The organism is Microbulbifer maximicatervae (SeqCode), from assembly GCF_052467325.1.
Map to the genome: position 1 here is coordinate 3,490,337 of NZ_CP174310.1, position 22,813 is coordinate 3,513,149.

Here is a 22,813-nt window from a genome sequence, read left to right on the forward strand (position 1 = left end):
TCCTTGTTATTTATTGGTTATCTAGAAAAAGATGGTGAGCCCCAATTGGGCGGAAAGATTATTGGTAACTTGTGCTTCGCCAAATAACTCATGTTCAAAAACATGATCGCGAACATCCATGCGAACAGCGAGCCAATCGTTGGCAAGCATCCTCACGCCAGCACCAAAGTTGTAAGTGAAGTGCTCTTCGTCAGCAAACGAGGTATTTCCCACACCTCCAACAACATAAAAATTGGCATTGAAGGCCCAGTCATCAAATACAAAGTACTCACCCTGGAAAATATTCCAGCCCACAGAGGTATTGTAATAACTGAGTTCACGCTGCTCATCAGTCAACAGTGGTGCAGCACCGCTCAACCTTTCAAAGCTGGATTCTCCTAACTCGGTCTGGGCATAGGTGGCTTCAATAAAGAAATCTTCACTGATGTGGTAGGCCGCTGAAGTACCGTACAGGGAATTTGAGCCGAAATCCTCGACGTTGATAACACCTGCAAACAGACCGATTTCTATATTTTCACTATCTATCAGGGCATCACGTATCTCCCGACGCTCCAGTTCTGGTGCGACAATATCCGCGAGCACATCATCATCCTGCTGGGCGCTACATACCTGAGTCCCCACCAACGCTGAAAGCGCCGCAGAGCCTACAGATATACGTCGAAACCAAGTTTCCACTCGACAATCTCCTGATTATTTTCCTGCGTGGTAAGCAAGTAATGATTAGTGTATTCAGCCCTAATGGCAAAACGGCGCGATAGATAAGTGCGCAACCCCAGTCCGGCCAACATAGTTGTATCCTGTCGATCCTCGGTGGCGACAATCGTGGCATTTGGAGAGGTGATATTTACCCCAGCACCCAAAACAAAATATGGGGAAACTTTCCAGTGGGGGAATGGCTGGTGGACCATCGCCACCTGGTATACCTGGCTGTCTGAATAGGAACCTACCGCTTGGGTCGCACGTAATTCTGAAGATAAATTGGGGGTAAATTGGTAACTTAGACTAACACCCAGAGAATTTGCTCCAGCAAAATCTCCGTAACTCAACCCCAGATAAAAGTAGCCATCATCAACATCAGAAAAGTCTGGTAGTGACACACGCACAACTTCCCCGTTTTCTCCATAGACTTCCCGTAAATCGTCTACTTTTACCCAGCCACTTTTATTGCGCGAAGTCAGCACCTTTACCCAGTCGGTGCGGCGCTTAAGTAACCAAATCTTTTCACCATATTCCGCCACATAGAAAATCGGATAACCGCGACCCGGGCCGCGATAAATATTGATAAATGCATTGCCCACTGTGACCAATTCAGCATTCTTAGGGCTTTCATCCTCATCTATTAGCTCAGTAACTTCCAGTTCTGCCGGCGGAGTTTCATCTAACACAACAGAATCCGCTGATGCTTCTTCAGAAGAAGCTCGCGCTGCAAAAACGAGAAGAAATATAAGTACCGGGAAACAACCAGTAAAATATCGAAGTAATTTCAACATGGTTTAATCTGCCGGTGCCGCAAAAGGATCGTTATAGTACTGAGCGCCAATATCAAACCACTCGGCAATCAAGCGCAACTCGGCACCCTCTAAATAGCCCTGGTGTGCACCACCATCCTCAAAGAGAGAAAAAAACGAGCTCTCAAGTGCTGAGCTCGCTAAGGGAGAGGAAATATTGACAGTGACCATTACAGGGATCGGGTCACCATTACTGTCGAGCACCAGCTCACCATCTTCATCGACTTCGTAAACCGGATTTCCATCATTGTCATATTCTTGTACAAGTCGTGCGGTTAAAACCCCGTTGACCAATTCAAGCTCGGCACGGTCAACCACCAGCTCCGAATAAGAAATAAACCACGCATCGTTAACTGAAGACGCTGAGGTGGTGAGATCTAATTGTCCATCGGGGATCTGTATTGCTCCAGCGGCATCGACGGGGGAGTGACAACCTGTACAGGTATAGTCATCTATTACAGCACCAGTACTATCCAGTACCTCGCGGGACAAATCCCATAAAGGCTGAATGTGCTGTTCATAGTGAATGACGATTCGACAGCTGCCCTCCCACTCCGTTAAACAGGTGGAATCCACTGGTGCATCCGTGCTCAAGTCGCCATAAGAGAGTAATAGTTCGTCATCCTTTGTGCGCACCGCAGGATCAGTCCACAAATCAGTAAAGTGTAGATCCCCTTCAAGCTCGGCCTCACCGACATAACGGGCCAACAGTTGGGCCATGGTCTCGCCCATTTCTGCCAATAACGCAGGCTCGGTATTGTCAAACGGTGCAGACGATGTCGGTGCTCCATCCCATGCCGACTCCAACTGCATGTCCGTACGACCGTGTGGAATTTCACTATCGCTGGTATGGCAACCGTTGCAGCTGCGCACTTCTCCCGCCTGCAACTGTAACCAGTTGTCATGAGGATCAAAAATACGCTTACCATCCGCATCAACAACTGAAATTGCCAGGGGCATATCTGCAGGAATTTTTACCCTGACGGAGCCATCGGGTTGTATAGGGGTATAACCTAATATTTCACGCATCCCCTGACTGCCATTGCGGCCAAATGCTGCTCCATCGAAGTCGAGAACATCATCATCGGGAATGCCCACAGCTTTGGAAACTTTCAGAAATCGAGCTGGACGCAAATCAGCACTGGTCTGGGCAGGATCTGCCAGGGTTGCGATACCGACAATATCCTCACCGTCAAAATCGTAAACACTACGAATATCCAGGACGCCAACAGATTCCTCCACCAGGTCTGCATCGACATCAATTCCAGCAACTGGGTCCGGAATATAGGTGGGCTCAGTGCGGGGCTCCAGAATAACCCCTTCAGAAATCATTTCACCCTCATCCACAACGACGATGGGAAGCTGGGTACCGGCAATATAGTCGTAAATCCACAGACCGTATAATGGGTCTGCCAATTGGATTTCTTCATCTTCGGCAACGCTATCTGGACAGGTCTCCAGTAGCTCGGTTTCTGCATTGATAACCCGGCATTCGCTCCAACCTACCAGCAATCGACTGGTGCCATCGTAGAACGGCCACGCAAATGCAAAGGTGCCGTGAGGGGAAATGGTATCGTCGGTAGTAACTTCTCCCACAGTGATAGAAGCCTGTCCGACCATTTCGCCACTTTGCTCTGGTTCACTGTAGGCTTCGCTATAGACAATTCCGTCAATCGTAATTAGATCCCCACCAAGGGTGAGACCGGAAGGAGCACGCAGAGTAGCCAAAAGGCGGCCATCGGGCATTTCATGTGGGCGATTGAAAGCAGCCTCAGTATCCTCGGTTCCTGTATCTTGACTGTGATAACCGTAATAGACCGACAGATCAGAACCATCTGGCTTTACCGTGTAAAGACTTAATTTGTCGATACCCGCAGCATTATCCCAGCGATTAAAGAGAATACGACCATCACTAAGTACAATTGGATTTAAATCATGACTCTGATTAAAAGATATCTGGGTCATATCAGTACCATCCGACTCCATAACATGAAGTACGAACGCTGGGTCTTCCCGGTTTTCTGTCAGAGCTGAAAACTGTGGTTTGTCATCATCCAGCAGTAGAGCCCTGGAGCGACGCTGTCGTGTAGATGAAAAAACAATACGCCCATCGGGTAAAAATGCCGGGGCGATATCCTGACCTTCTTCTGCAGTTAAATCTGACTCAATTACCCGGTTTAGTTCTTCTGTTTCGTTATTGTAAATCCAGATATTCCAAGTGGGCTGATCGTCATCATCGGCGTCTTCAATTTCCGGTGCCCGCATGGCAAAGATAAGCTGACTGCCATCCGCTGAAGTGTTCAGATCTTTAACATCGTAATCACCGTCAAAAATATCCGCAGTAATTACCGTTTCTGTGGCACTGGCAGTTGCACGGTCCTTTAATATCAGCTCGGCACCGGCAAAGAATTCTTCGGGCTCATAGATATCGTCTTCCAATAAGCCGCCGTCATCGTCAGTACTTAGCTGGCGACGCACAAAAGCAACAGGATAATCCTCCACTACGGGATCTTCAGCTTGATCTTCGTCGCTACTGGAACTGCCACCACCACTACACGCCGCCACCAGGAGTAAAAGCGGCACCGCACGCAAACATTTCATTTTTGTTATCCACCCGGGTTGGCATGAGCAGGGCTCGCCTTTTGTGCTCTATAGCCTGAGAACTTTTTTACGGCTTTGACCGTTAAGGGTAATTCTCGCAAGTTGTGCACAAAAAGTTTGCCAACTGGGACGCAAATATTAAAAGTCACTCTGACATTATTTAAATCTGGTTTTAGACTGTTTTGCCACACCCCAGTGATCTCACCGACAAAAATAGTCCAATGAAAAATAATTCGTCTCGAGCGCGTGTATTCCGGCTCACCACGGCAACCGCACTGCTCGGAGTGGGTCTGTGGAGTAATTCTGCCCTATCCGCATCGCAGGACCAGGCCTTGCAAATTCACAGCCGTATCACAGGAACCATTCCCAGTGAGAGCGTACTACTGGATATGGCAGAGGATATTGAAAATGGCGATCCTACCTCTGCGGCCTATACCGCAATGGAAAGTGATGCCTTCTACAATGTAACGTTAAAAAATCTGGCAACGCCCTGGACCAATGAGGAACAGGACGCGTTTGAACCATTGAATGATTACAGCGCGACTGTGATCGGTATGGTTCGGGATGATATGGACTTCCGTCAGCTGTTGTCAGCCAATATTCTCTATACCGGTAATATTTCTGGTTTGCCATCCTATAGCACTGGCGACAATGATCACTATGAGTCCCTGGAAGCTGGTGGCTATTCCCTACAGGATAATTTGGTGCAGGAAACTCAATCCTCCCTAAACGGCCTCCCGGCAAATGCCACCGCCGGTATTCTTACCAGCCGCGCTGCGGCCAAGGCGTTTTTTAGTGCCGGAACCAATCGCGCCATGTTTCGCTTCACGATGCTCAATCACCTGTGTAACGACATGGAGCAGGTACAGGATACCTCCCGCTCACCGGATCGCATCCGCCAGGATGTGAGTCGCAGTCCTGGGGGCGATAGCCGCGTATTTCAAAATAACTGTATCGGCTGTCATAGCGGCATGGACCCCATGGCCCAGGCATTTGCCTATTACGACTACGTGTACGATGCAGACAGTGATCCCGATGGTGAAGAGGGAGTCCTTGACTACAACGCAGCCGGCGATGTCGATCCCGAAACAGGTAGCCGTGTCAAGGCCAAAAACCTGATCAACAGCGGTAATTTCCCCTACGGATTTATCATTCCCGACGACAGCTGGGTTAACTACTGGCGAGAGGGAACAAATATGCATTTGGGCTGGAGTGACAGCTTGTCCGGCAGTGGTAACGGCATGAAATCCCTGGGAGAAGAACTATCCAATAGCCGTGCCTTTGCTGAATGCCAGGTGACAAAGGTTTTTCGTCAGGTTTGTCTGCGCGAGCCGGAAGATTCCACCGACCGCGCACGAATAGAAACGATTACTGATGACTTCAGCAATACCGGCTACAAACTCAAGCAGGTATACGCAGACACTGCGGTTTACTGCGCGGGAGATTAAAAAATGAAATTCTATAAATGTCTCCCAACAGTGGAAAATTCGTTAACCACCCGCACCCTGGGTATTGCTTCTCTGTTTTGTGCCGCTTTAGCCCTCAGTGCTTGTAGTGGTGGCAGTGGCGAGGGCACGGAAAGTCAGCCTGACACCACTGATAGTGATGGTACCGCAGCCTATGCCGGGCCAGCCCCAGAGACCGAAGATGTCAACCAATACAAACTCTATATTTGGGATAACCTGGCGGCAACAAATCGCTGCGGTAGTTGTCACGTTGAAAATAATCAGAGTCCGCATTTTGTTCGTGGTGACGATATCAATGCTGCCTACAATGCGGGGCGCGAGCTAATTAATTTATCATCACCCGAAGAGTCCCGCTTGGTAACCAAGGTTGGCGGAGGGCACAATTGCTGGCTATCAAGCGATGATGCCTGTGCGGAAATTATTACCAACTATATTGAGGAATGGGCTAGAGCGACCGGTAGTCTGAGCAACACGATAACCCTTGTCGCCCCTGTCGAGCGTGAAGTAGGTGCCAGCAAAAGTTTTCCTGACTCTAGCAGCGGATTTAGCTCCACAGTTTATCCACTTCTACGCAGCTACTGCGCCAACTGTCACAGTGAAGAGGCAACAACCGCACAAACCCCTTATTTCGCCAGTTCCGATGTTGATCTGGCATACGAATATGCAGTTAGTAAAATAAATCTGGACTCTCCAAGCGAATCTCGATTCTCTGTGCGACTGGGTAGTGAATATCATAACTGTTGGGATGACTGCTCAGATAACGAAGCGGAAATGACCGATGCAATTCAGGCCTTTGCCGACACCATCAGTGTCACCGAGGTGGACCCCGACTGGGTTATCAGTAAGGCACTGCGCCTGACAGACGGTATTGTCGCAAGTAGTGGTGGCCGAATCGAGAGTAATGCAATTGCTCTTTACGAATTTAAAACCGGCAGCGGCACTACAGCCTACGATACCTCTGGGGTAAATCCTGCAATTGATCTCGCCCTCTCCGGCGATGTGGAATGGATCGAATCCTGGGGACTGCAATTAAAAGGGGGAAAAGCACAGGGGGCTACAGCCACCAGCAGCAAACTTCACGATACCCTCACTGCCACCGGTGAATACTCTATCGAAATCTGGGCCGCCCCGGCCAATGTCTCACAAGATGGGCCCGCGCGAATCATCACCTACTCCGGTGGTGATGATATTCGCAACTTTACCCTCGGTCAGGATCAATACAGCTACACCGTACAAAACCGCAACGACAACACAGATGCGGATGGTATGCCTGCCCTGGAAACCGATGACGCTGACCAGGTTGTACAAGCCAGCCTGCAGCACGTGGTGGCCACTTACGATCCAATTAATGGGCGCAAGCTTTACGTCAATGGCTCAAACACAGGGGAGCCTGACCTCAGCGAAGCCGGTTTGCTATCCACCTGGGACGATACCTTCGCGCTCGCCGTAGGTAGTGAAGTCAGTAACGGAAATAGCTGGGAGGGCTCCATTCGCCTTTTGGCAATTCACTCCCGAGCGCTGTCTGAAGAGGATATTGCCACCAACTACGAAGTCGGTGTCGGTGAAAAATATCTGCTTTTATTTAAGGTTGAAGAGCACACTGGCATTGCCGAAAGCTATGTCATGTTTACTGTTCAGCAATTTGATAATTACGCCTACCTCTTTAGCGAACCTACCTTTGTCAGCCTCGACGAGACTGTCGATCCATCGGGGGTCGCCATTGAGGGAATCCGGATCGGTATTAACGGTCGCGAGGCAGAAGTAGGCCAAGCCTGGGCCAAATTGGCTACCTCTGTCGACGATAGTTACGTGGCAGGTGAAGGTCAGCAGTTATCCAGACTCGGAACCATTATCACTTTGGATAAAGGTGCCCTCGACGATGAATTTTTCCTGACCTTCGAAAAAATTGGCAGCGAAACTTATAACCGGGAAGCAGACACTTCAGCGGAACCGGCCGAGGATGCTGATCTTGACCCGCAATCCCGCATAGGATTGCGCCGGTTTGAACAAATTCATGCAAACCTGTCCCAGGCGACCGGAGTTTCCATGGCCGACCCGGATATCTACGAAACTTGGGAAACAGTGAAGCGCCAGCTTCCGGTAGATAGTGATATCGAAGGATTCCTGGCAGCGCAGCAAATGGGTATTACCCAGCTGGCAGTGAAATACTGCAGTACTTTAGTGGACTCCAGTGACCGCAGCAGCTATTTCAGCGGATTTGACTTCAGTGCTTCCGCCGACACTGCCTTCGATAGTGCCAGCAAGCGGGCGCTGATTATCGATCCACTTATGGAAGGATTGCTTGGCCACGAGATGAACTGGCACGACGGCAGTGTCTCACAGCTGGCCAGCGCTCCTGACCTGGCTTCTGTAGAGGCTGAACTTGACTCACTAATCGATACCATGACTGCTTGTGGCAGCAGTTGCGAGTCAGACCGCACAGAAACCACTGTGAAAGCCGTATGCGCTGCAGCAATGGGCAGTGCGATGATCCTGATTCACTAATCTCGCAAGAAAAGAACCAGCAGCTTTGCAGGCAGGCAATAACTAATGGCGCCTGCCTGCAAAACCACTTAACAATAAATAGCCGCGATACCGATAACTATATCCGGGAATATTATGAGCAAGAAAAAACATTTTGATCTGGACCAGCCCCTGCGGCACCCGGACCACCGCCGCCCGGTAACACGTCGCGACTTTCTCGCCCAGGGTTTTCGAGCAGGTATGGCAACCGTGCTGGGAGGCTCCGTATTTAGCTTGTTTGCCGACCCCCGCAGTGCCCATGCAGCCCTGTCTTCAGATCTGGAAGCGCTGCGGCAAAGCAATGGTGGCCCCTGTGATGTCAGCTCTTTCGGCGCCGGCAAAATTCCTTTTATTTGTTTTGACCTCGCCGGCGGCGCCAATATCTCAGGCTCCAATGTGCTGGTAGGTAAAGAGGGCGGACAAATGGATTTCCTCAGTACCGCTGGCTACAACAAACAAGGGCTCCCCGGAGATATGATTCCGTCGCTCAGTGATGAATTTATTAACACTGACCTGGGCCTCGCCTTTCATAGTGATAGTGGCATGTTGCGCGGTATTTTGGAGAAAATCAGCAGCGGCACGGCATCGGCGACAAATGGTGCGGTTATTCCTGCACGCTCCGAAAATGATACCGGAAACAATCCGCACAATCCGATGTACGGTATCAACCAAGCCGGAGCCAATGGCTCACTGCTCGCGCTGATTGGCTCCAGCTCCAGCGATTCCGGCGGCAATTCCATGGCTCCTTCCGCCATGATTAATCCCGAAGTCCGCCCAACCAAGGTAGATCGCTCTTCCGATGTAACCGGCCTGGTAGATGTGGGAGACCTGGTGGGCTTACTCAGCCAGGAAGACACCGTTGCAGTTATGGAGTCGATGTACCGCATATCTGAAGCAAAGCTCAGTAATGTAGACACCCAAGTGAGCACCGATGCCGTTATTAAAGACCTGGTGCGCTGCGGTTATATGAAAAGTGCTGACCTGGCTGATCGCTTCGGCAACCCCGCCGACTTAAACCCCGAATCCGATCCGGATATCGTTGGCCCTTCCGGCATATTTACCAGCTCAGAGCTGAGTAGCGACAGCGAGTTCCAAAAAACTGCTTCAGTTATGAAACTGGTGATCAATGGGTATGCCGGCGCCGGCACGATCAGTATGGGAGGTTACGATTATCACACAGGTGATAGAGCTACCGGTGAACTGCGAGATCTACGCGCAGGACGCTGTATTGGCGCCTGCCTGGAGTATGCCGCACGCCGCAACCAGCCGCTGATGATTTATGTTTTTAGTGACGGTTCTGTTTTCTCCAACGGAACACTGGACGACTCAGTAGAGGGCCGTGGCAAGGGAGTCTGGACCGGCGATGACCAGCAAACTGCCGCTTCATTTTTCCTGGTATACAACCCAGCAGGACGGCCACAGCTAATTGGCAGTACGGTAGACGAGCAGGCAATCCACCAACAACTCGGCTATATGCGCAGCTCCGGTGATGTAGAAACCACTTCCACTCCAGCAGCTAACAACGTCAACCTTTTGGTAGAGACTGTCATACTCAATTATATGGCCCTGCATGGGGAGCAGGGTAATTTCTCCACGCTATTTCCAGACCATGGGCTCGGCGATAGCACTTTACAAGACAGTATGACCGCCTTTGAGTCCATTGTTTAAGTTGGAATAGTGATGCTCCGCTTTATTAAAGTTATTTTACTGTGTAGTGCCACCCTGTGCGCTACTTCCACTTTAGCCGAATGGCACTACGCTGAACGTGCCATTATGGGCACTCAGGTGCGCATGCAACTTTGGCATGAAGACAGTAATGAAGCCGAGCATCTTATTGAAGAGGTTATGGCGGAATTCCAGCGCCTCGACAATCAGTTATCTCCTTACAAGGAAGATAGTGAATTATCACTGGTCAACCGCACGGCTGGCCTGGGCAAGGTCAATATTTCGGAAGAGCTCACCAGCCTGATTGATAAATCTCTCTGGTTTAGCCAACTTACCAATGGAGCGTTTGATATCAGCTATGCCACCCTGGGTAAGCACTATGATTTTCGCCAGAAAAAACAAGCCGGTGCCCAGCTGACAGACTCCCTTTTAGAAGCTTTGAATTACCGTCACTTAAAACTGAATAAAAAGACCAACACCCTGAGTTTTGGTCACGAGGATACAAAAATAGATTTGGGCGGTATCGCCAAAGGATATGCTGTTGATCGAGCGATTGAGATTCTTAAGCAAGCAGAAATTTGCTGTGCCAGTGTCAGTGCTGGCGGCGATGCACGCATGCTCGGAGATAAACAGGGGCAACCCTGGTTAGTGGGTATTCGCCATCCCCGAGAGAAAAGTAAAAATGCTGCGGTTATTCCCCTGCGTGATATCGCTATCTCCACATCTGGAGACTATGAGCGCTATTTCATCGATGAACAGCAGGACAGAGTCCACCACATATTTAATCCATCGACTGGAAAGCCATCTACAACATCAGAAGAAGATACCGACAAATTGATCAGTGTCAGCATTATTGGCCCGCGTGGATTTGATACCGATCCACTTTCTACCAGTGTATTTGTTCTCGGAAAAGAAAAGGGCTTGGCGCTAATCAATCGCTTGCCCCAATTTGAAGCAGTGGTTATCGATAGTAACCGGAAGCTGTTTTTCAGTCGCGGTTTAGAGAATCTTTGAGTATTCCAATTTATCTTCATAGAAAATTTGCCAACAAGATCACATCAGATCATTGATCCCCTGACATAATTTGCGCCGACCATAGAATAATGCCGATTCCCATCAAAAGGTCTGCCATGAGACGCCCTCTTCAGTGCTTGATTTTCTTTATCAGCTTTTTTGCTTCAGTATTCCTGCAGGCCCAAGAAAATGATTTCTCCGCAGAGAAGCTGGAGGAATTAAAGCGCGATGTGCTCAAACTCAACAGGGATTTATTAATCCTTGAGGAAGATTTGTTATATCCGGCACAGAGTCAGATCGCTTTTTATGTATCTATGGACGTGGGCCACTATTTCACTCTGAATGCAGTAAAGCTTCACATTGACAATAAACTAAGTGCTAGTCATCTCTATACGCAACATCAAAGGGAAGCGCTCATTCGCGGTGGTATTCAACCACTCTACAAAGGCAACCTGAAATCCGGTGAATACACTATTTCTGCTTTTGTAACGGGCTTGGGACCCGAAGGACGCGAGTACAAGCGAGCGGCCAAGCTGGAATTAAATAAAACTGATGAGCCTGCCGTCATTGAGCTGGTAATCTCAGACAGTTCTGGCAAACAGCAGCCGGAGTTTGAGTTAGTGCAGTGGCCGACTCCCTAATCACTCATGTACTACCCATCTCTTACCCGTACCCTATGCCTGGCACTCACCCTTGTAACGGGCAGTATTTGCGCTCAAGAAGCTGAATCTATAGCCGATAAGGAAAATTCCGGCGACGAAAAACAGGTCCAACAAAAGTACCAAAGGGCTCAGGATCTAGCCTATGGCACCACTCTTTACAATTATTTCCAGGGAAATTATTTTGATGCTCTGAGTACACTGTTAGTTGCCCAACAGAGAGACTCAATTCAGATTCATCGAGATAACGCCGCCTTGATTGAGGGCGGTATTAGCCTTGGATTTGGCTTACATAGACGTGCGGCTGAATTATTTGAGCAGCAGGGAAATACCAGTACAGCGCCCAAATACCGGCGCACTGCATGGTTAAAATTGGCTGAGTTAAATTACTTGAATGGTGATTTTTCTACAGCAATAACACACCTGGAGAAATCCGGGGTTGCCGAGGGATCATCCTTACCTCTCAACCTCGCCCTGCGTAACAGTGACCTTACCGCAGCAAAAAAATTGCTGGAAACCAGTGATCTATTTCCTGCGGAAAGATTACTTGGACGTATTAATCTGGCCGCAGCCTACGCTAGGTCCGGAGAGTTACCAGCGGCAATCCGTGAATATCAAGCGGCCATCGATTTTTCAGCTGCGATCGATATTCCATCAACAGAGATTCCTATACTTGTCGATAAAGCCCATATTGGGATGGGATACGCCCTCGCCCTAGCGGAGCAACACACCGCAGCCAAGGAAGTTTTTTCCAAGGTCCGTCTTAACACACCCTGGGCAACTCGAGCACTCCTGGGGATGGCCTGGTCCTCGATCAACGGTGAAGACTATCAGGCGGGCATAGATGCACTGCAATTTTTATTAGATAAACACCACTATAGTCCCGCAGCACGGGAAGCCATGGTTGCGCTACCTTATGGCTACGAAAAACTGGAAAATCGACCTGTTGCCCTGCACACATATCGAAGCGCTGAAGCTTATTACCTAGAAACGCTTACAGAATTACAGCAGTTACAGCAAGCCCTGGCATCGGAGCCCCTGGCCTATGATGCCGCTCAACGGGAAGCATGGCGTTATGGCTGGTTGCAATTGGCCCAGGCTTCACCCCTCCTGCGTGATAACCAGCACTTTTTGCGCCCCATTTTACAAAGCGACCGTTTCCAGCTGCGGCTTACCGAGTTGCGCGATCTGCAGCAATTGAGCCTGGTGCTGCAAGCTTGGGAAAATAAGCTGCCCCAATTCACCGATCTTATCGAAGAGCGCCACCTGCGCCGCACAACTATTATCGATCACTACAATAGCGCTCAGTTTGACCAACAGTTGCAGATGGCAACACAGCAATATGATCATTTGAGAGCAGCACTCGAGCAAATTGAGCGGGAGCGCGACGCACTCACTTTATTGGCGACCACCGCCACTCCAGATGATCAAAGTGAAACCCTGGAATTATTGGAAATTCTCACCGGCGCACAAGAGCGTCTTAAAAAAATCCAGGACAGCGGCAAAGCCAGCCAACAACAAGCGGAAACCCTGGCGAAAGCCCGGGGGATTTTGCTCTGGCAAGCCAGTGAACAGTATCACGACAAGTTATGGCAACAACGGAAATCCCTACAGCAGCTCAAAGATCAGTTACGCAGTGGGCGGGAACAACGCAAGAAAACAGATACCGAGGCACAGCGGGGCCCACAATTGCGCCAGCTAGCCTATCGAGTGGTCACTGCCAGTGACCGAATACCCGCACAGCAGGCAGCGATAGACAGCGCCAGCGAATTGATTGAAGCCGAATTGCGCCGGGAAGTCATCGCCCAGCTCGGTAGGGAGCAGGAACAAATTCGTAAATACATGGCTCATACACGCCTGGCTATCGCACGCCTGCAGGATGCTCAAATGCAGGCGGTCCCCACAAGCCCCAGTGCTGACAGCGACACAGATAATACCGGGGCCGAAGAGCATGAATAACATCCCACATCGGGCAGGTATATTTGCCCTGCGCTCCTTGGCTATTGGTATTTACTGTGCATTAACGGCTTGTGGCAACCAACCGGTTCAAACCCTGGCTGACCTACCCCCAGCCACTGTGCCCAATCCACAGGGTGAAGGACCACAAAACCCACCCCCGCAACCGGCTATCGCGCTGGAAAACCTGGTGCAAAGTTACCGCACTGCACTGGAAAGCCACACCGACCCCAAAGTTCAGCAACAAATCCATTTGCGCCTGGCTGACTTGGAAATGGAGCGGCTGGAGCAAAAACAGTCCGACAATCCGGATACCATTGTCGACTACTCCAGCGCGGTCGATTATTACCAAAGTCTCTCTGCACAGCGCCCGAAAGATGATTACATTCTCTATCGCTTAGCCCGCGCCAGGGCACTGGATGGGGAGATGCCTGCGGCCTTACAGGCATTGGAAAAGATTGCCGGTAGCGCACCGGACTCACCATTTATCGGCGAAGTCTTATTCCGCCGTGGCGAGGCGGCATTCAACCGCAAAGACTACCCCAGCGCCGCCCGAGATTTCCGTGCATTGCTCAAGCAGGGGCCGAGTCCATTTACGGATAATGCTCGCTATATGCTGGCTTGGTCAGAATTTAAATCGAGCAATTACCGCGCATCAACAGAAATTTTCCTCCAGTCGCTGGATATTTTGCACAGTGAGGAACAAGGGGAGGAACTGCCTGTTGGGCGGCAGCGCCTGCGTGAAGACAGCCTGCGCGGGCTTGCATTAAACTTCAGCTACCTGGGAGGCGCTGAAGCCATTGAGTCTTTTAACCTCGATGGAGAGCCGCGTCCCTATCAGCACCAACTATACAGCGCACTCGGTACCTGGTATCGGGAAAAAGAGTTGTTCCGCAACAGTGCCGATACCTTTTTGCAATTCGTCAATCACTACCCGCAAACCGAGCAAGCCCCACAGCTTCATCTTCTCGCCGTTGAAACCTTGCAAGCGGGGAGACTACATAAAGAAGTTCTGCCTACGAAGCGGGACTTTGTGCGTCGCTATGGTGTGAACAGTGATTACTGGCAAGCAGCAGGTGAAACTCAACAACAAGAGTTAGCCAAAACCCTGCAACCATGGCTGTACGAATTGGCTCAATTTGACCACGCCCGCGCACAGGAATTGGCTCAGCAGGTGGCAAAGCTGCCCGCAAGTAAAGTGAAAGAACGCCGCCTTGTCAGCGCACAATCACTGGGAGCCTATCGCAGTGCCGCCGCTTTATATCGGGAATACGCACAGACTTTTCCACAAGACCCTCGTACGCCATCCATGGTTTTCCTGATGGCGGAGTGTCTCGAGCAAGCTGCAGATCATCCCGCCGCTTGGCGCGCTTACAGCCAGGTCGCCTGGGAATACCAAGATCCAAAGTATGGCGCCGAAGCCGGCTATGGGGCCATTCTCAGTGCAGCTAGAGTACATGAACAAACCCCCGACCAAGAGGCTGAGCAAAAAGCTCTATGGCTAGACCGCAATATTGAAGCGAGCTTGAAATTCGCACAGAGCTGGCCACAAGACCCAAGGGCACTGCCTGTACAGCTGGCCGCTGCCGATAAGTTGCTACAACAATCGCGCTTTGCCGGGGCCATCGCCGCCGCCGAGCACGCCGACCAATGGCAACCTCCGGCAAATCGCCAGCAGCAATTAAGTATTGCGATGATACTGGCGCACAGCCATTTTTCCCTGAAGCAATACCCCCAGGCTGAGGCCGCCTACACACGCGCACTCGCATATCAGCCCAATGAAACACTGCGCAAAGATGCCTTGCGCCAATTGCAGTTATCTATCTATCGCCAGGCAGAAATCATTTTGGCCCAGCGCGAGAGTGAAGATGCCGCTCCCAGCGAAGAGGCTCTCTATCACCTACTGCGTATCCGCGACAGTGGGCGAACGGAAATCGCCGCTACCGCCCAATACGATGCGATTAATTTCCTTATTCAGCTGGGGCAATGGCAGCGAGCCAGCACAGAGCTGGCAGATTTTCGCCAATTCTATCCCGCGCATACTTTGACGCCAACACTGGCCGCCAAGGCCGTTGTTATCTTTGACGCGCTGGAAATGCCAGTAGCGGCAGCCACAGAGTTGCTGCAATTAGCCTCTACAGACCCAGATCGGGAAGTTCGCCGTCAATCCCTATATATGGCCGCAGAAAACCTGCAAAAAGCTGGTGAGTACGACAAAGCTATTGAAAGCTACCGCAACTACAGCAAATTGTGGCCGGAGCCTGCTGAGCAACGCCTGGAAGCACAATTCCAACTAGTAGAAATCTATGCTCAGACCAAACAAACAACGAAACGGAATTACTGGCTACAGCAACTGGCACAGAATTCACTGCAATCGCCTCGCGGTCGGTACCTGGCTGCTTATTCGCAAAGTGAATTGGCAGAACAGAGCTATGCAAAGTTTGCTGAACTGGCATTGCGTCTACCATTAAAAACCAGTCTCGCTAATAAAAAGCGGGCTATGCAAACGACAGTAGCTGATTACCGCAAAGTCCTGGAGTTTGGTATTGCGGAATTCACCCCTCAAGCCAACTATCGCCTTGCAGAAGTTTACCGGCAGCTCAGCCGGGACTTGATGGACTCACAGCGCCCTAAAAACCTGAATGACCTTGAACTGGAACAGTACGAAATTCTACTGGAAGAACAGGCCTACCCTTTTGAGGAGAAGTCCATAGAACTTCATGAGGCCAATATCCAGCGCACGATTGAGGGTATATACGACGACTGGGTTAAACGCAGCTTCCATTCACTGGGGGAGCTGTTACCTGCGCGATATAAAAAAGATGAAAAAACTTTGGGGTGGAGTGATGCACTGCACTGAATTGAGTACCGTAAAAAAAATATCGGCGGTACGGTTCCTAACTACCATTGTGCTGGCTTTGTCACTCTGCGCATGTAGTGGCCTGCAAAAGACCGTATCGCCAACCGATGGGGAGGCTGCGGAGCAACGGACGAAAAACCCGTATTTGCAAGATGCTCAAAGAGTGCCGCAACAGGCTCGAGCGGCGATGGATTTAGCTCATCAATCTTTCCAGGCAAACGATTTAACAACGGCCGAATCACAATTATTACAAATTACTGAAAAATGGCCGGTACTTTCCGGAGCCTGGCTAAATCTTGCTATCGTTCAACAGTCTGCTGATAAATACGCGGAGGCTGAGCAAAGCTTTCGCCAGGCCATTAGCGTAAACGATAACAATATATTTGCCTGGAACCACCTCGCTGCGCTAATGCGCGATCGGGGGCGCTTTGAAGATGCTGAGCAATGCTACAAGGCCGCTATAGAGCGCTGGCCACACTACATCGACGCTCACCGTAATCTGGGAATCCTCTACGACCTCTACCTGCAAAAACCAGAACGCGCTCTGCAGCACTATCTTGCAGCACAAGATGCCAGTATTGAACAGGATAAATTACTCAACGCATGGATACTTGAGCTGGAGCGGAGACTTTAATAATGAAATTATATATTAGCTTCATCTTGACCATATTGACTTGGGTACAAGTCGCAGCGGCTGAGGAAATCACCACTCTGGAATCCACCGTAATCGGCAGCCAGGAGCAACCTAAAGTTTTATATATTATTCCCTGGAAGCAGGCCGATAGTTTGCAAAGGCTCGACAGCGTCCTACCACAAACTTTCTCTTCCGTATTCGAGCATCAGGAATACTCTGAATTTCGCCGCGAAATAAAATTGCTGCAAACCGAACAGGAAGAAACCAAATAGCCGACGCGCCCAAAAAGTTACAAATAATACTTAAAAAAATGTATTTTGCGGTGCAAGGAAGGCGGCGCAACTGAATTTATTCAGCGAATAATTGGAAACGCTGCACTGCGCTTCAGTGTCCGGCGACCCTTTTAATACAACAAGGGTAAGGGCGGATTTTCTTCCCCTTTGCACTACAAATTTATACTTTTATCTGTGGAGAATTAAATCATGGAATTCACTCAAGCGATGTTGCGCTTCTTCCAAAATGGCGGACCTTTTATGTACCCGATTGCGGTCGTTCTGGTAATCGGACTGGCAATGGTCGTAGAGCGCTGGATATTCTTAACCCGTGCCAGAAATGCCAATAAGAAGGCTTATCAACAAGTATTACCCATGCTGCAAAAACGCAGCTACCAAAGTATCTTGCAGCTGGCCCGCGATAACGACGCAGCGATGGGGCGCATTGCCGCAGCAGGTATCAATACGTTGCAATTTGCCAAACGCGAGGAGAATATTGCCCTGGCAATTGAGGAGGGAATTCTTGAAGCAGTTCCCCGCCTGGAGAAACGCACTAGCTACCTGGCTACCCTTGCTAATATCGCTACCCTGCTGGGACTTCTCGGCACTATTATGGGTCTGATTGCTGCATTTACCGCAGTAGCCAGCGCTGATCCCTCTGAGAAAGCTACCATGCTTTCTACCAGTATTTCTGTAGCGATGAATACCACTGCATTTGGCCTTATTTCCGCCATCCCGCTGCTTCTATTTAACTCAATGCTGCAAAATAAAACCAATGAAATTGTCGATAGTTTGCAAATGGCTGGGGTTAAATTTCTCAACCTGCTGACCATGGGACGCCCACAGAAAGCTGAACAGCGCACCGCTAACAGCTAGGGGATACCGACATGCTGAACATCAACATTCGCCGGCGTGGACACGAGGAAGCAGAGCTTGATATCACCTCATTTATGAGTTTGATGACCATTTTGGTTCCAGTGTTACTGCTTAACATGGTGTTTTCTCATATTTCTGTGCTCAAACTGAACCTACCAGGCATCAGTGATGGCAGTTCCAGTAGTGTAGAGGAAAACCGCCAGCTAGAACTTGTTTTACGCAAGCAGTATGTCGATATCAACTACCCGGCAGGACAGCGGGTTAAACGCATCCCACACGAAGAAAATTCGCCGGATTTCGCTACAGTTTCTGTTGTTTTACAACAAATAAAACGGCAATTACGGGAAAAATCTATCGACAAAGATGATCTTGTAATCCTTTCGGAAAAGGGTACGCCCTACAAGACATTGGTTGCCGCCATGGATACTGCCCGCAGCTACCGGGCTGTAGTGGCTGCATCCGTTGTTGATGCAGAACTGTTCCCCCAGATATCTCTCGGCGATGCACCGGAGCAGGAAAAATAGCGGGGCCAAACTATGAAGATAAATGCAGCCGCGAAACTGCAAGAACGCAGACAAAGGCAAAAAAGGCAGCAGTCAAAACTGAACCTGGTATCACTGATGGATATCTTTACCATCTTGGTATTTTTCCTTTTGGTAAATTCAACCAGTGATGTACAGGTTCTGCAGACTGATAAAACCATAAAGCTACCCAAGTCCACCTCTCAACAAAAACCCGAGGTGACTACTGTGGTGCGGGTCAATAATCAACAGCTGTTTGTCGGGGATCGCTTTATCATCAATATCGATGATATCGACCCCAGCGCGGAAAATATTGAACCACTGGTAACAGAGCTTAAATATCGCGCTGAGCGGGCGGGAGAACTGAGCGAAACCCAGAAAACTTTGGGGCGCGCTGTGACTATTATGGGGGATGAGCAGGTCCCTTATGAGTTGCTTAAGCAAATTATGCACACCTGTGCAACAGCAGACTTCCGCGATATGTCTTTTGCTGTAGAGCAAACCGCACCGGAAAATCCTTCTGGGGTGGAGTCTTGATATGAGTACAGCAACGATTAGTTATGCTCCCTGGCAACTGCAGGAAACAATACTCCCTTGGTCTGCCTCGCGAGAGGAAGATCAGCGCTTTATTAAGTTGTTGCGTGTAGGCCTGATCGCTCTGGCTATCAGCGGCATTGCTGTCGCACTTGCGCCAGTTCCCGAACTCACCCGGGAACAAGCCGAAAGGGTACCACCACAGTTGGCCAAAGTAATTCTGGAAAAGAAAGAAATACCTAAAGCTAAACCAAAGCCAAAACCCAAGGAGCAAAAGAAACCCGAGGAAAAGAAAAAGCCTGAGGAGAAGCCCGAGAAAAAAGCGGAAACACCCGACAAGCCCAAACCAGTGGAGAAACCGCGCAAGGTTGAAAATCCCCCAGTTGCCAAAGTACAGCAGGCCCGAGAGAAAGCGGCCAATAGCGGCCTGAATGCACTCGCCGATGATCTGTTGGATATGCGCGAGAGTTTTAATACGTCGGATATTAACAACCAGGGCCAACTCAGCTCGGGTAATGCTACAGCCACTAAAATAGAACGCAGCATGATCGCGGACAAGTCGAAAGCTTCCAGTGGCGGTGTTGCCGCTGGCAAGGTGAGCCGCGATACCGGTGGTGTTTCTCTAGCCGGTCGTGAAAATACCCGTGTCCAGAGTACTCAGGCGGCAGGTTCAGCCAAAGAAGCTGTGGCCAAAGCCAGGGGACAGAAATCCATACGTACCGACGATTCCATTCGCAGTGTTATGGAGGCCAATAAAGAGGCCATTATTGGAATCTATAATCGTGCGCTGCGCAGGGACCCAACTCTACAGGGAAGGCTTACAGTACAGTTGGTGATCGCACCGAATGGTGCTATCGCGTCGATCAAATTGGTAGAGAGCGAGCTCAATAACCCGGCACTTGAACGCAAGTTGCTGGCGAGAATCCGCATGATCAATTTTGGTTCTGCCAACGTTGAGAGTACTACCAAAAACTACTCAATCGACTTTCTGCCCTCTTAAGTTCCGAGCAGCTACCTTGTCTGTAGCGTGGCGACACAGGGACGTGCCGCCATTTGAGGGAGTTAATAGGTGGACAGGAAGCTGATCCACCCAATCAACTAAAGCAAATCCAGCGCATAGCGACGCAATATTTGCATAGGAATAATTTCCAGCACCTTCACATGTGTACTCTGTAAAAATACCCGGGGAGCCATATCCAATTTCTCCGCTTCAAGCCAGCGCGCGGCACAGAGACACCATCTGTCCCCTTCTTTTAAACCGGGAAAGTTAAACTCCTCTATCGGAGTGCTCAAATCATTGCCGCGACTGCGCGAGAACGCCAGGAACTTATCGGTGACGGCGACACAGACCGTGTGGGAACCGAGATCCTCGTTACAGGTATTACAGCAGCCATCGCGAAAGAAACCGGTTTTGGGATCGAGGCTACAGGGCACCAATGGGTCGCCAAATACATTGACCGATTTATCTATCTCCATCCCTGCCCCTCTCCATTCTTAACACTGAGTAACTGGATATCAACTAACTGCCAGCGCAGGCCATTACGCTGCATCAGCAGACGCAATTCAGGTCGGCCATGCTCGCCGTAATCAACACTTAAATGGTTGAGGTCGGTAAAATGCCACCCCATGCGCTGCCAGGAATCCTCTTTCTCTTCCCGCGTAGATGGCCCACTCTCGGAGCCATCTGCCGCTTCACTACCCTGCCGATAAATTTCCCGCTCAAAGACCTCCAGATCCTCTCCTCCACGAAGAAGATCGGCAATACCTTCAGGGGTAATAAACTGCTGTAACAGTGGCTCCATGAAAAAATTTGCGCCAGCACTCAGTAACTCATCAAACTCCTGAGGAATAGAATCACTTAAGGAGCTCCGAAGCTGCTGCTGCAAGCGGACTTTTAAATTGTCACGTAAAACAGGAAAATCGACATAACGTTCTAATGTATCGATACTCTCAGTTCTGATCTGCGGCTGATCGGACTTAGCCATTTCCGCCGCACGCTGCAATTGCTCGATGGAATAAAACGGCAAAGCAACATATCCGGCGATAATCAACACAAAAATCAGGCCGCTCGTCCACAGTATTTTTTTCATCAATTCTATTCCTTAATCACTCCCTTGGGATTTTATGCTGAGAAAGATGTATCACCTAATTTGCCGATGTATTGGCGTGGCATTGTTCACTACTCCCGCCTGTGAGATATTTCCCTCCCAAGACTCTGCACCCCATAAATAATCTAAATCTCAATAAGGACAGCTAACAGGATGAGTGACATCTATACGGCACCAAAAGCCGATTTGGCAAGCACAAGAGAAATGGAGGAGTTGGGCTCTGTAGAGAAGGGGATAGCTGGGGACTATTCGTTTTCTCTCGGTGAAGCTCTCAGCGAAGGCTGGCATTTGTCACTAAGTAATATGGGAACTATTTGGCTTAGTTTTATCCTTTACACACTAGGCATATCTGCAGTAATGCTTATCTTAATCGCACTAATGTGGAGTGCTGTATCATCAGCTGGCGGCTTATCAGGTGTGGTATTCCTAGCCTTCTTAGGGCCTATCGCACTAATAGTGATAACGGCCCCCATTATGGCAGGCTCTATGATGGTGTGTATAAAAATTGCCAGGGGAGAAAAGACTAGCGCTACCGAAGTATTCTCTTATTTCGATAAAATTGTGCCTCTCGGCCTGGCGATGGTTTTATTATATTTCTTCGTAACAATTGGTTTTTACCTGTTAGTAATTCCCGGTATCTATCTTTCAGTGGCTTACATGATGGCACTGCCACTTGTTGTTGATCACAATTTAAGCCCCTGGCAGGCAATGGAGGCGTCACGTAAAGCCATCACCAAAAACTGGTTCACCTTTTTTGGTCTATTGCTGGTAATGATGGTCATTTACATTGCAGGCAGCCTCCTGTTTCTCATTGGGTTAATATTTGCCCTTCCTTGGATTTGTGCGACATACGGCGTTGCCTACCGCCAGGTCTTCGGCACCCCCAATCACAACTAATCATTAGTACTACCAGACAGGAGCGGTGGCTTGCTGGATACCACCTATAACGTCGAAACACCCGAGGGGATCGATTTACGCGCGCGGGCTGCCGGGCCCGTGCCCCGTATCCTCGCCTATGCCGTAGACGTATTTTATCGGTCACTGATATTGACAGCAGTTGGCTTTGCACTGCTATTTGCCGGCATTGCGGGTGACGGTATTTGGTTAGTCTGCGCTTTTCTTCTCGAATGGTTCTACCCGGTATTTTTTGAAGTCTTACGTGGCGGTCAAACGCCCGGTAAAAAAGCTTTTGGCCTAATGGTGGTCAACGATAACCTTACCCCCATATCATGGGGAGCATCCTTTGTACGCAATCTATTACGCTTTGCTGATTTTCTGCCATTTGCCTATGCGACCGGCATTATCAGCATGACCTTGGGGCGTCACTTCCAACGCCTTGGAGACCTGGCTGCGGCGACACTCGTGGTCTACCGCGAAGAAGAAAGGGCACCGGTTGCCCTGCCCGATACCACCCCGCTCCCGCCACCACAAAACCTGCGCCAGCAGGATCAGCAGGCGGTGGTCAGTCTCCTGGAGCGCCACCAGGATTTAAGTGAGGCGCGCCAGCAAGAACTTGCCAACCTGCTTGAACCCATTACCCGTAAAAAAGGCAGCGATGCCCTCAGCTACCTTCGCTCGGTAGGCAGCTGGCTACTCGGCGGCAGGGGATAGGCAGA

The 22,813-nt window shown here is 49.9% G+C and carries 20 protein-coding genes; 15 read left to right on the plus strand and 5 right to left on the minus strand.

Going from position 1 to position 22,813, the window contains the following annotated elements; translation table 11 throughout:
• Positions 1 to 21 precede the first annotated feature (21 nt).
• From ACJJIE_RS15545 to ACJJIE_RS15555, 3 genes are read right to left on the minus strand one after another with little or no spacing between them, the layout of a single operon-like run.
• Complete coding sequence (locus ACJJIE_RS15545) at positions 22 to 675, minus strand: outer membrane beta-barrel domain-containing protein (protein ID WP_444892272.1); 654 nt, start codon at positions 673 to 675, stop codon at positions 22 to 24.
• The gene (locus tag ACJJIE_RS15550; RefSeq protein WP_282930861.1) at positions 645 to 1,490 is read right to left on the minus strand and encodes an outer membrane beta-barrel protein; all 846 of its coding nucleotides are present in this window, start codon (positions 1,488 to 1,490) and stop codon (positions 645 to 647) included. Before ACJJIE_RS15550 ends, ACJJIE_RS15545 begins: the two co-directional genes overlap by 31 nt.
• A 3-nt stretch (positions 1,491 to 1,493) precedes the next feature.
• Positions 1,494 to 4,109: an HzsA-related protein gene (locus ACJJIE_RS15555; protein ID WP_444892273.1), complete on the minus strand. Its 2,616-nt coding sequence runs from the start codon at positions 4,107 to 4,109 to the stop codon at positions 1,494 to 1,496.
• A gap of 221 nt (positions 4,110 to 4,330) precedes the next feature.
• Between ACJJIE_RS15555 and ACJJIE_RS15560 the strand changes: the two genes are divergently transcribed.
• From ACJJIE_RS15560 to ACJJIE_RS15620, 13 genes are all read left to right on the plus strand, one after another.
• Positions 4,331 to 5,557 carry a hypothetical protein gene (locus ACJJIE_RS15560; RefSeq protein WP_444892274.1) on the plus strand — a complete coding sequence of 409 codons (1,227 nt, stop codon included), beginning with the start codon at positions 4,331 to 4,333 and terminating at the stop codon, positions 5,555 to 5,557.
• A gap of 3 nt (positions 5,558 to 5,560) precedes the next feature.
• Positions 5,561 to 8,080, plus strand: a complete 2,520-nt coding sequence (locus ACJJIE_RS15565) for a LamG domain-containing protein (protein WP_282930858.1) — start codon at positions 5,561 to 5,563, stop codon at positions 8,078 to 8,080.
• Positions 8,081 to 8,194: 114 nt separating this feature from the next.
• Positions 8,195 to 9,766 carry a general secretion pathway protein GspF gene (locus ACJJIE_RS15570; protein WP_282930857.1) on the plus strand — a complete coding sequence of 524 codons (1,572 nt, stop codon included), beginning with the start codon at positions 8,195 to 8,197 and terminating at the stop codon, positions 9,764 to 9,766.
• A 12-nt stretch (positions 9,767 to 9,778) separates the two neighbouring features.
• On the plus strand, positions 9,779 to 10,777 hold the full coding sequence (locus ACJJIE_RS15575; protein ID WP_282930856.1) for an FAD:protein FMN transferase: 999 nt from the start codon (positions 9,779 to 9,781) through the stop codon (positions 10,775 to 10,777).
• Between the two features lie 116 nt (positions 10,778 to 10,893).
• On the plus strand, positions 10,894 to 11,418 hold the full coding sequence (locus ACJJIE_RS15580; RefSeq protein ID WP_282930855.1) for an AraC family transcriptional regulator: 525 nt from the start codon (positions 10,894 to 10,896) through the stop codon (positions 11,416 to 11,418).
• A gap of 6 nt (positions 11,419 to 11,424) precedes the next feature.
• Entirely contained in the window at positions 11,425 to 13,395 is a 1,971-nt protein-coding gene (locus ACJJIE_RS15585) for an ATP-binding protein (RefSeq protein ID WP_282930854.1), read from the plus strand.
• Positions 13,388 to 16,252, plus strand: coding sequence for a tetratricopeptide repeat protein (locus ACJJIE_RS15590; protein ID WP_444892275.1), 2,865 nt, complete (start codon positions 13,388 to 13,390; stop codon positions 16,250 to 16,252). The genes ACJJIE_RS15585 and ACJJIE_RS15590 overlap by 8 nt, the downstream gene beginning before the upstream one ends.
• Positions 16,215 to 16,886, plus strand: coding sequence for a tetratricopeptide repeat protein (locus ACJJIE_RS15595; RefSeq protein ID WP_444892276.1), 672 nt, complete (start codon positions 16,215 to 16,217; stop codon positions 16,884 to 16,886). The genes ACJJIE_RS15590 and ACJJIE_RS15595 overlap by 38 nt, the downstream gene beginning before the upstream one ends.
• A gap of 2 nt (positions 16,887 to 16,888) precedes the next feature.
• A complete protein-coding gene (locus ACJJIE_RS15600) occupies positions 16,889 to 17,158 on the plus strand; it encodes a hypothetical protein (RefSeq protein ID WP_282930851.1) in 270 nt (89 codons plus the stop codon).
• A 210-nt stretch (positions 17,159 to 17,368) separates the two neighbouring features.
• On the plus strand, positions 17,369 to 18,034 hold the full coding sequence (locus tag ACJJIE_RS15605) for a MotA/TolQ/ExbB proton channel family protein (protein WP_282930850.1): 666 nt from the start codon (positions 17,369 to 17,371) through the stop codon (positions 18,032 to 18,034).
• A gap of 11 nt (positions 18,035 to 18,045) precedes the next feature.
• Positions 18,046 to 18,558 carry an ExbD/TolR family protein gene (locus ACJJIE_RS15610; protein ID WP_282930849.1) on the plus strand — a complete coding sequence of 171 codons (513 nt, stop codon included), beginning with the start codon at positions 18,046 to 18,048 and terminating at the stop codon, positions 18,556 to 18,558.
• A gap of 12 nt (positions 18,559 to 18,570) precedes the next feature.
• Entirely contained in the window at positions 18,571 to 19,092 is a 522-nt protein-coding gene (locus ACJJIE_RS15615; protein ID WP_282930848.1) for an ExbD/TolR family protein, read from the plus strand.
• A 1-nt stretch (position 19,093) separates the two neighbouring features.
• Positions 19,094 to 20,089: an AgmX/PglI C-terminal domain-containing protein gene (locus ACJJIE_RS15620; RefSeq protein WP_444892277.1), complete on the plus strand. Its 996-nt coding sequence runs from the start codon at positions 19,094 to 19,096 to the stop codon at positions 20,087 to 20,089.
• 98 nt (positions 20,090 to 20,187) lie between these two features.
• Here ACJJIE_RS15620 and ACJJIE_RS15625 read toward each other — a convergent pair whose 3' ends face one another.
• Positions 20,188 to 20,565 carry a DUF2237 family protein gene (locus tag ACJJIE_RS15625; protein WP_444892278.1) on the minus strand — a complete coding sequence of 126 codons (378 nt, stop codon included), beginning with the start codon at positions 20,563 to 20,565 and terminating at the stop codon, positions 20,188 to 20,190.
• Positions 20,556 to 21,179, minus strand: a complete 624-nt coding sequence (locus tag ACJJIE_RS15630) for a DUF2939 domain-containing protein (RefSeq protein ID WP_444892279.1) — start codon at positions 21,177 to 21,179, stop codon at positions 20,556 to 20,558. Before ACJJIE_RS15630 ends, ACJJIE_RS15625 begins: the two co-directional genes overlap by 10 nt.
• A gap of 171 nt (positions 21,180 to 21,350) precedes the next feature.
• On the opposite strand from ACJJIE_RS15630, the gene ACJJIE_RS15635 reads away from it, so the two are divergent.
• A complete protein-coding gene (locus tag ACJJIE_RS15635; protein ID WP_444892280.1) occupies positions 21,351 to 22,094 on the plus strand; it encodes a DUF2189 domain-containing protein in 744 nt (247 codons plus the stop codon).
• A gap of 30 nt (positions 22,095 to 22,124) precedes the next feature.
• Positions 22,125 to 22,808: an RDD family protein gene (locus ACJJIE_RS15640; RefSeq protein WP_282930843.1), complete on the plus strand. Its 684-nt coding sequence runs from the start codon at positions 22,125 to 22,127 to the stop codon at positions 22,806 to 22,808.
• The last annotated feature ends 5 nt before the right edge of the window (positions 22,809 to 22,813 follow it).

Coding starts and splice junctions, on each gene's coding strand:
- ACJJIE_RS15555 (WP_444892273.1), bottom strand. CDS start 4,109: ATGAAATGTTTGCGTGCGGTGCCGCTTTTACTCCTGGTGGCGGCGTGT.
- ACJJIE_RS15630 (WP_444892279.1), bottom strand. CDS start 21,179: ATGAAAAAAATACTGTGGACGAGCGGCCTGATTTTTGTGTTGATTATC.
- ACJJIE_RS15635 (WP_444892280.1), top strand. CDS start 21,351: ATGAGTGACATCTATACGGCACCAAAAGCCGATTTGGCAAGCACAAGA.
- ACJJIE_RS15560 (WP_444892274.1), top strand. CDS start 4,331: ATGAAAAATAATTCGTCTCGAGCGCGTGTATTCCGGCTCACCACGGCA.
- ACJJIE_RS15585 (WP_282930854.1), top strand. CDS start 11,425: ATGTACTACCCATCTCTTACCCGTACCCTATGCCTGGCACTCACCCTT.
- ACJJIE_RS15620 (WP_444892277.1), top strand. CDS start 19,094: ATGAGTACAGCAACGATTAGTTATGCTCCCTGGCAACTGCAGGAAACA.
- ACJJIE_RS15570 (WP_282930857.1), top strand. CDS start 8,195: ATGAGCAAGAAAAAACATTTTGATCTGGACCAGCCCCTGCGGCACCCG.
- ACJJIE_RS15575 (WP_282930856.1), top strand. CDS start 9,779: ATGCTCCGCTTTATTAAAGTTATTTTACTGTGTAGTGCCACCCTGTGC.
- ACJJIE_RS15565 (WP_282930858.1), top strand. CDS start 5,561: ATGAAATTCTATAAATGTCTCCCAACAGTGGAAAATTCGTTAACCACC.
- ACJJIE_RS15615 (WP_282930848.1), top strand. CDS start 18,571: ATGAAGATAAATGCAGCCGCGAAACTGCAAGAACGCAGACAAAGGCAA.
- ACJJIE_RS15600 (WP_282930851.1), top strand. CDS start 16,889: ATGAAATTATATATTAGCTTCATCTTGACCATATTGACTTGGGTACAA.
- ACJJIE_RS15605 (WP_282930850.1), top strand. CDS start 17,369: ATGGAATTCACTCAAGCGATGTTGCGCTTCTTCCAAAATGGCGGACCT.
- ACJJIE_RS15580 (WP_282930855.1), top strand. CDS start 10,894: ATGAGACGCCCTCTTCAGTGCTTGATTTTCTTTATCAGCTTTTTTGCT.
- ACJJIE_RS15590 (WP_444892275.1), top strand. CDS start 13,388: ATGAATAACATCCCACATCGGGCAGGTATATTTGCCCTGCGCTCCTTG.
- ACJJIE_RS15550 (WP_282930861.1), bottom strand. CDS start 1,490: ATGTTGAAATTACTTCGATATTTTACTGGTTGTTTCCCGGTACTTATA.
- ACJJIE_RS15610 (WP_282930849.1), top strand. CDS start 18,046: ATGCTGAACATCAACATTCGCCGGCGTGGACACGAGGAAGCAGAGCTT.
- ACJJIE_RS15595 (WP_444892276.1), top strand. CDS start 16,215: ATGAAAAAACTTTGGGGTGGAGTGATGCACTGCACTGAATTGAGTACC.
- ACJJIE_RS15625 (WP_444892278.1), bottom strand. CDS start 20,565: ATGGAGATAGATAAATCGGTCAATGTATTTGGCGACCCATTGGTGCCC.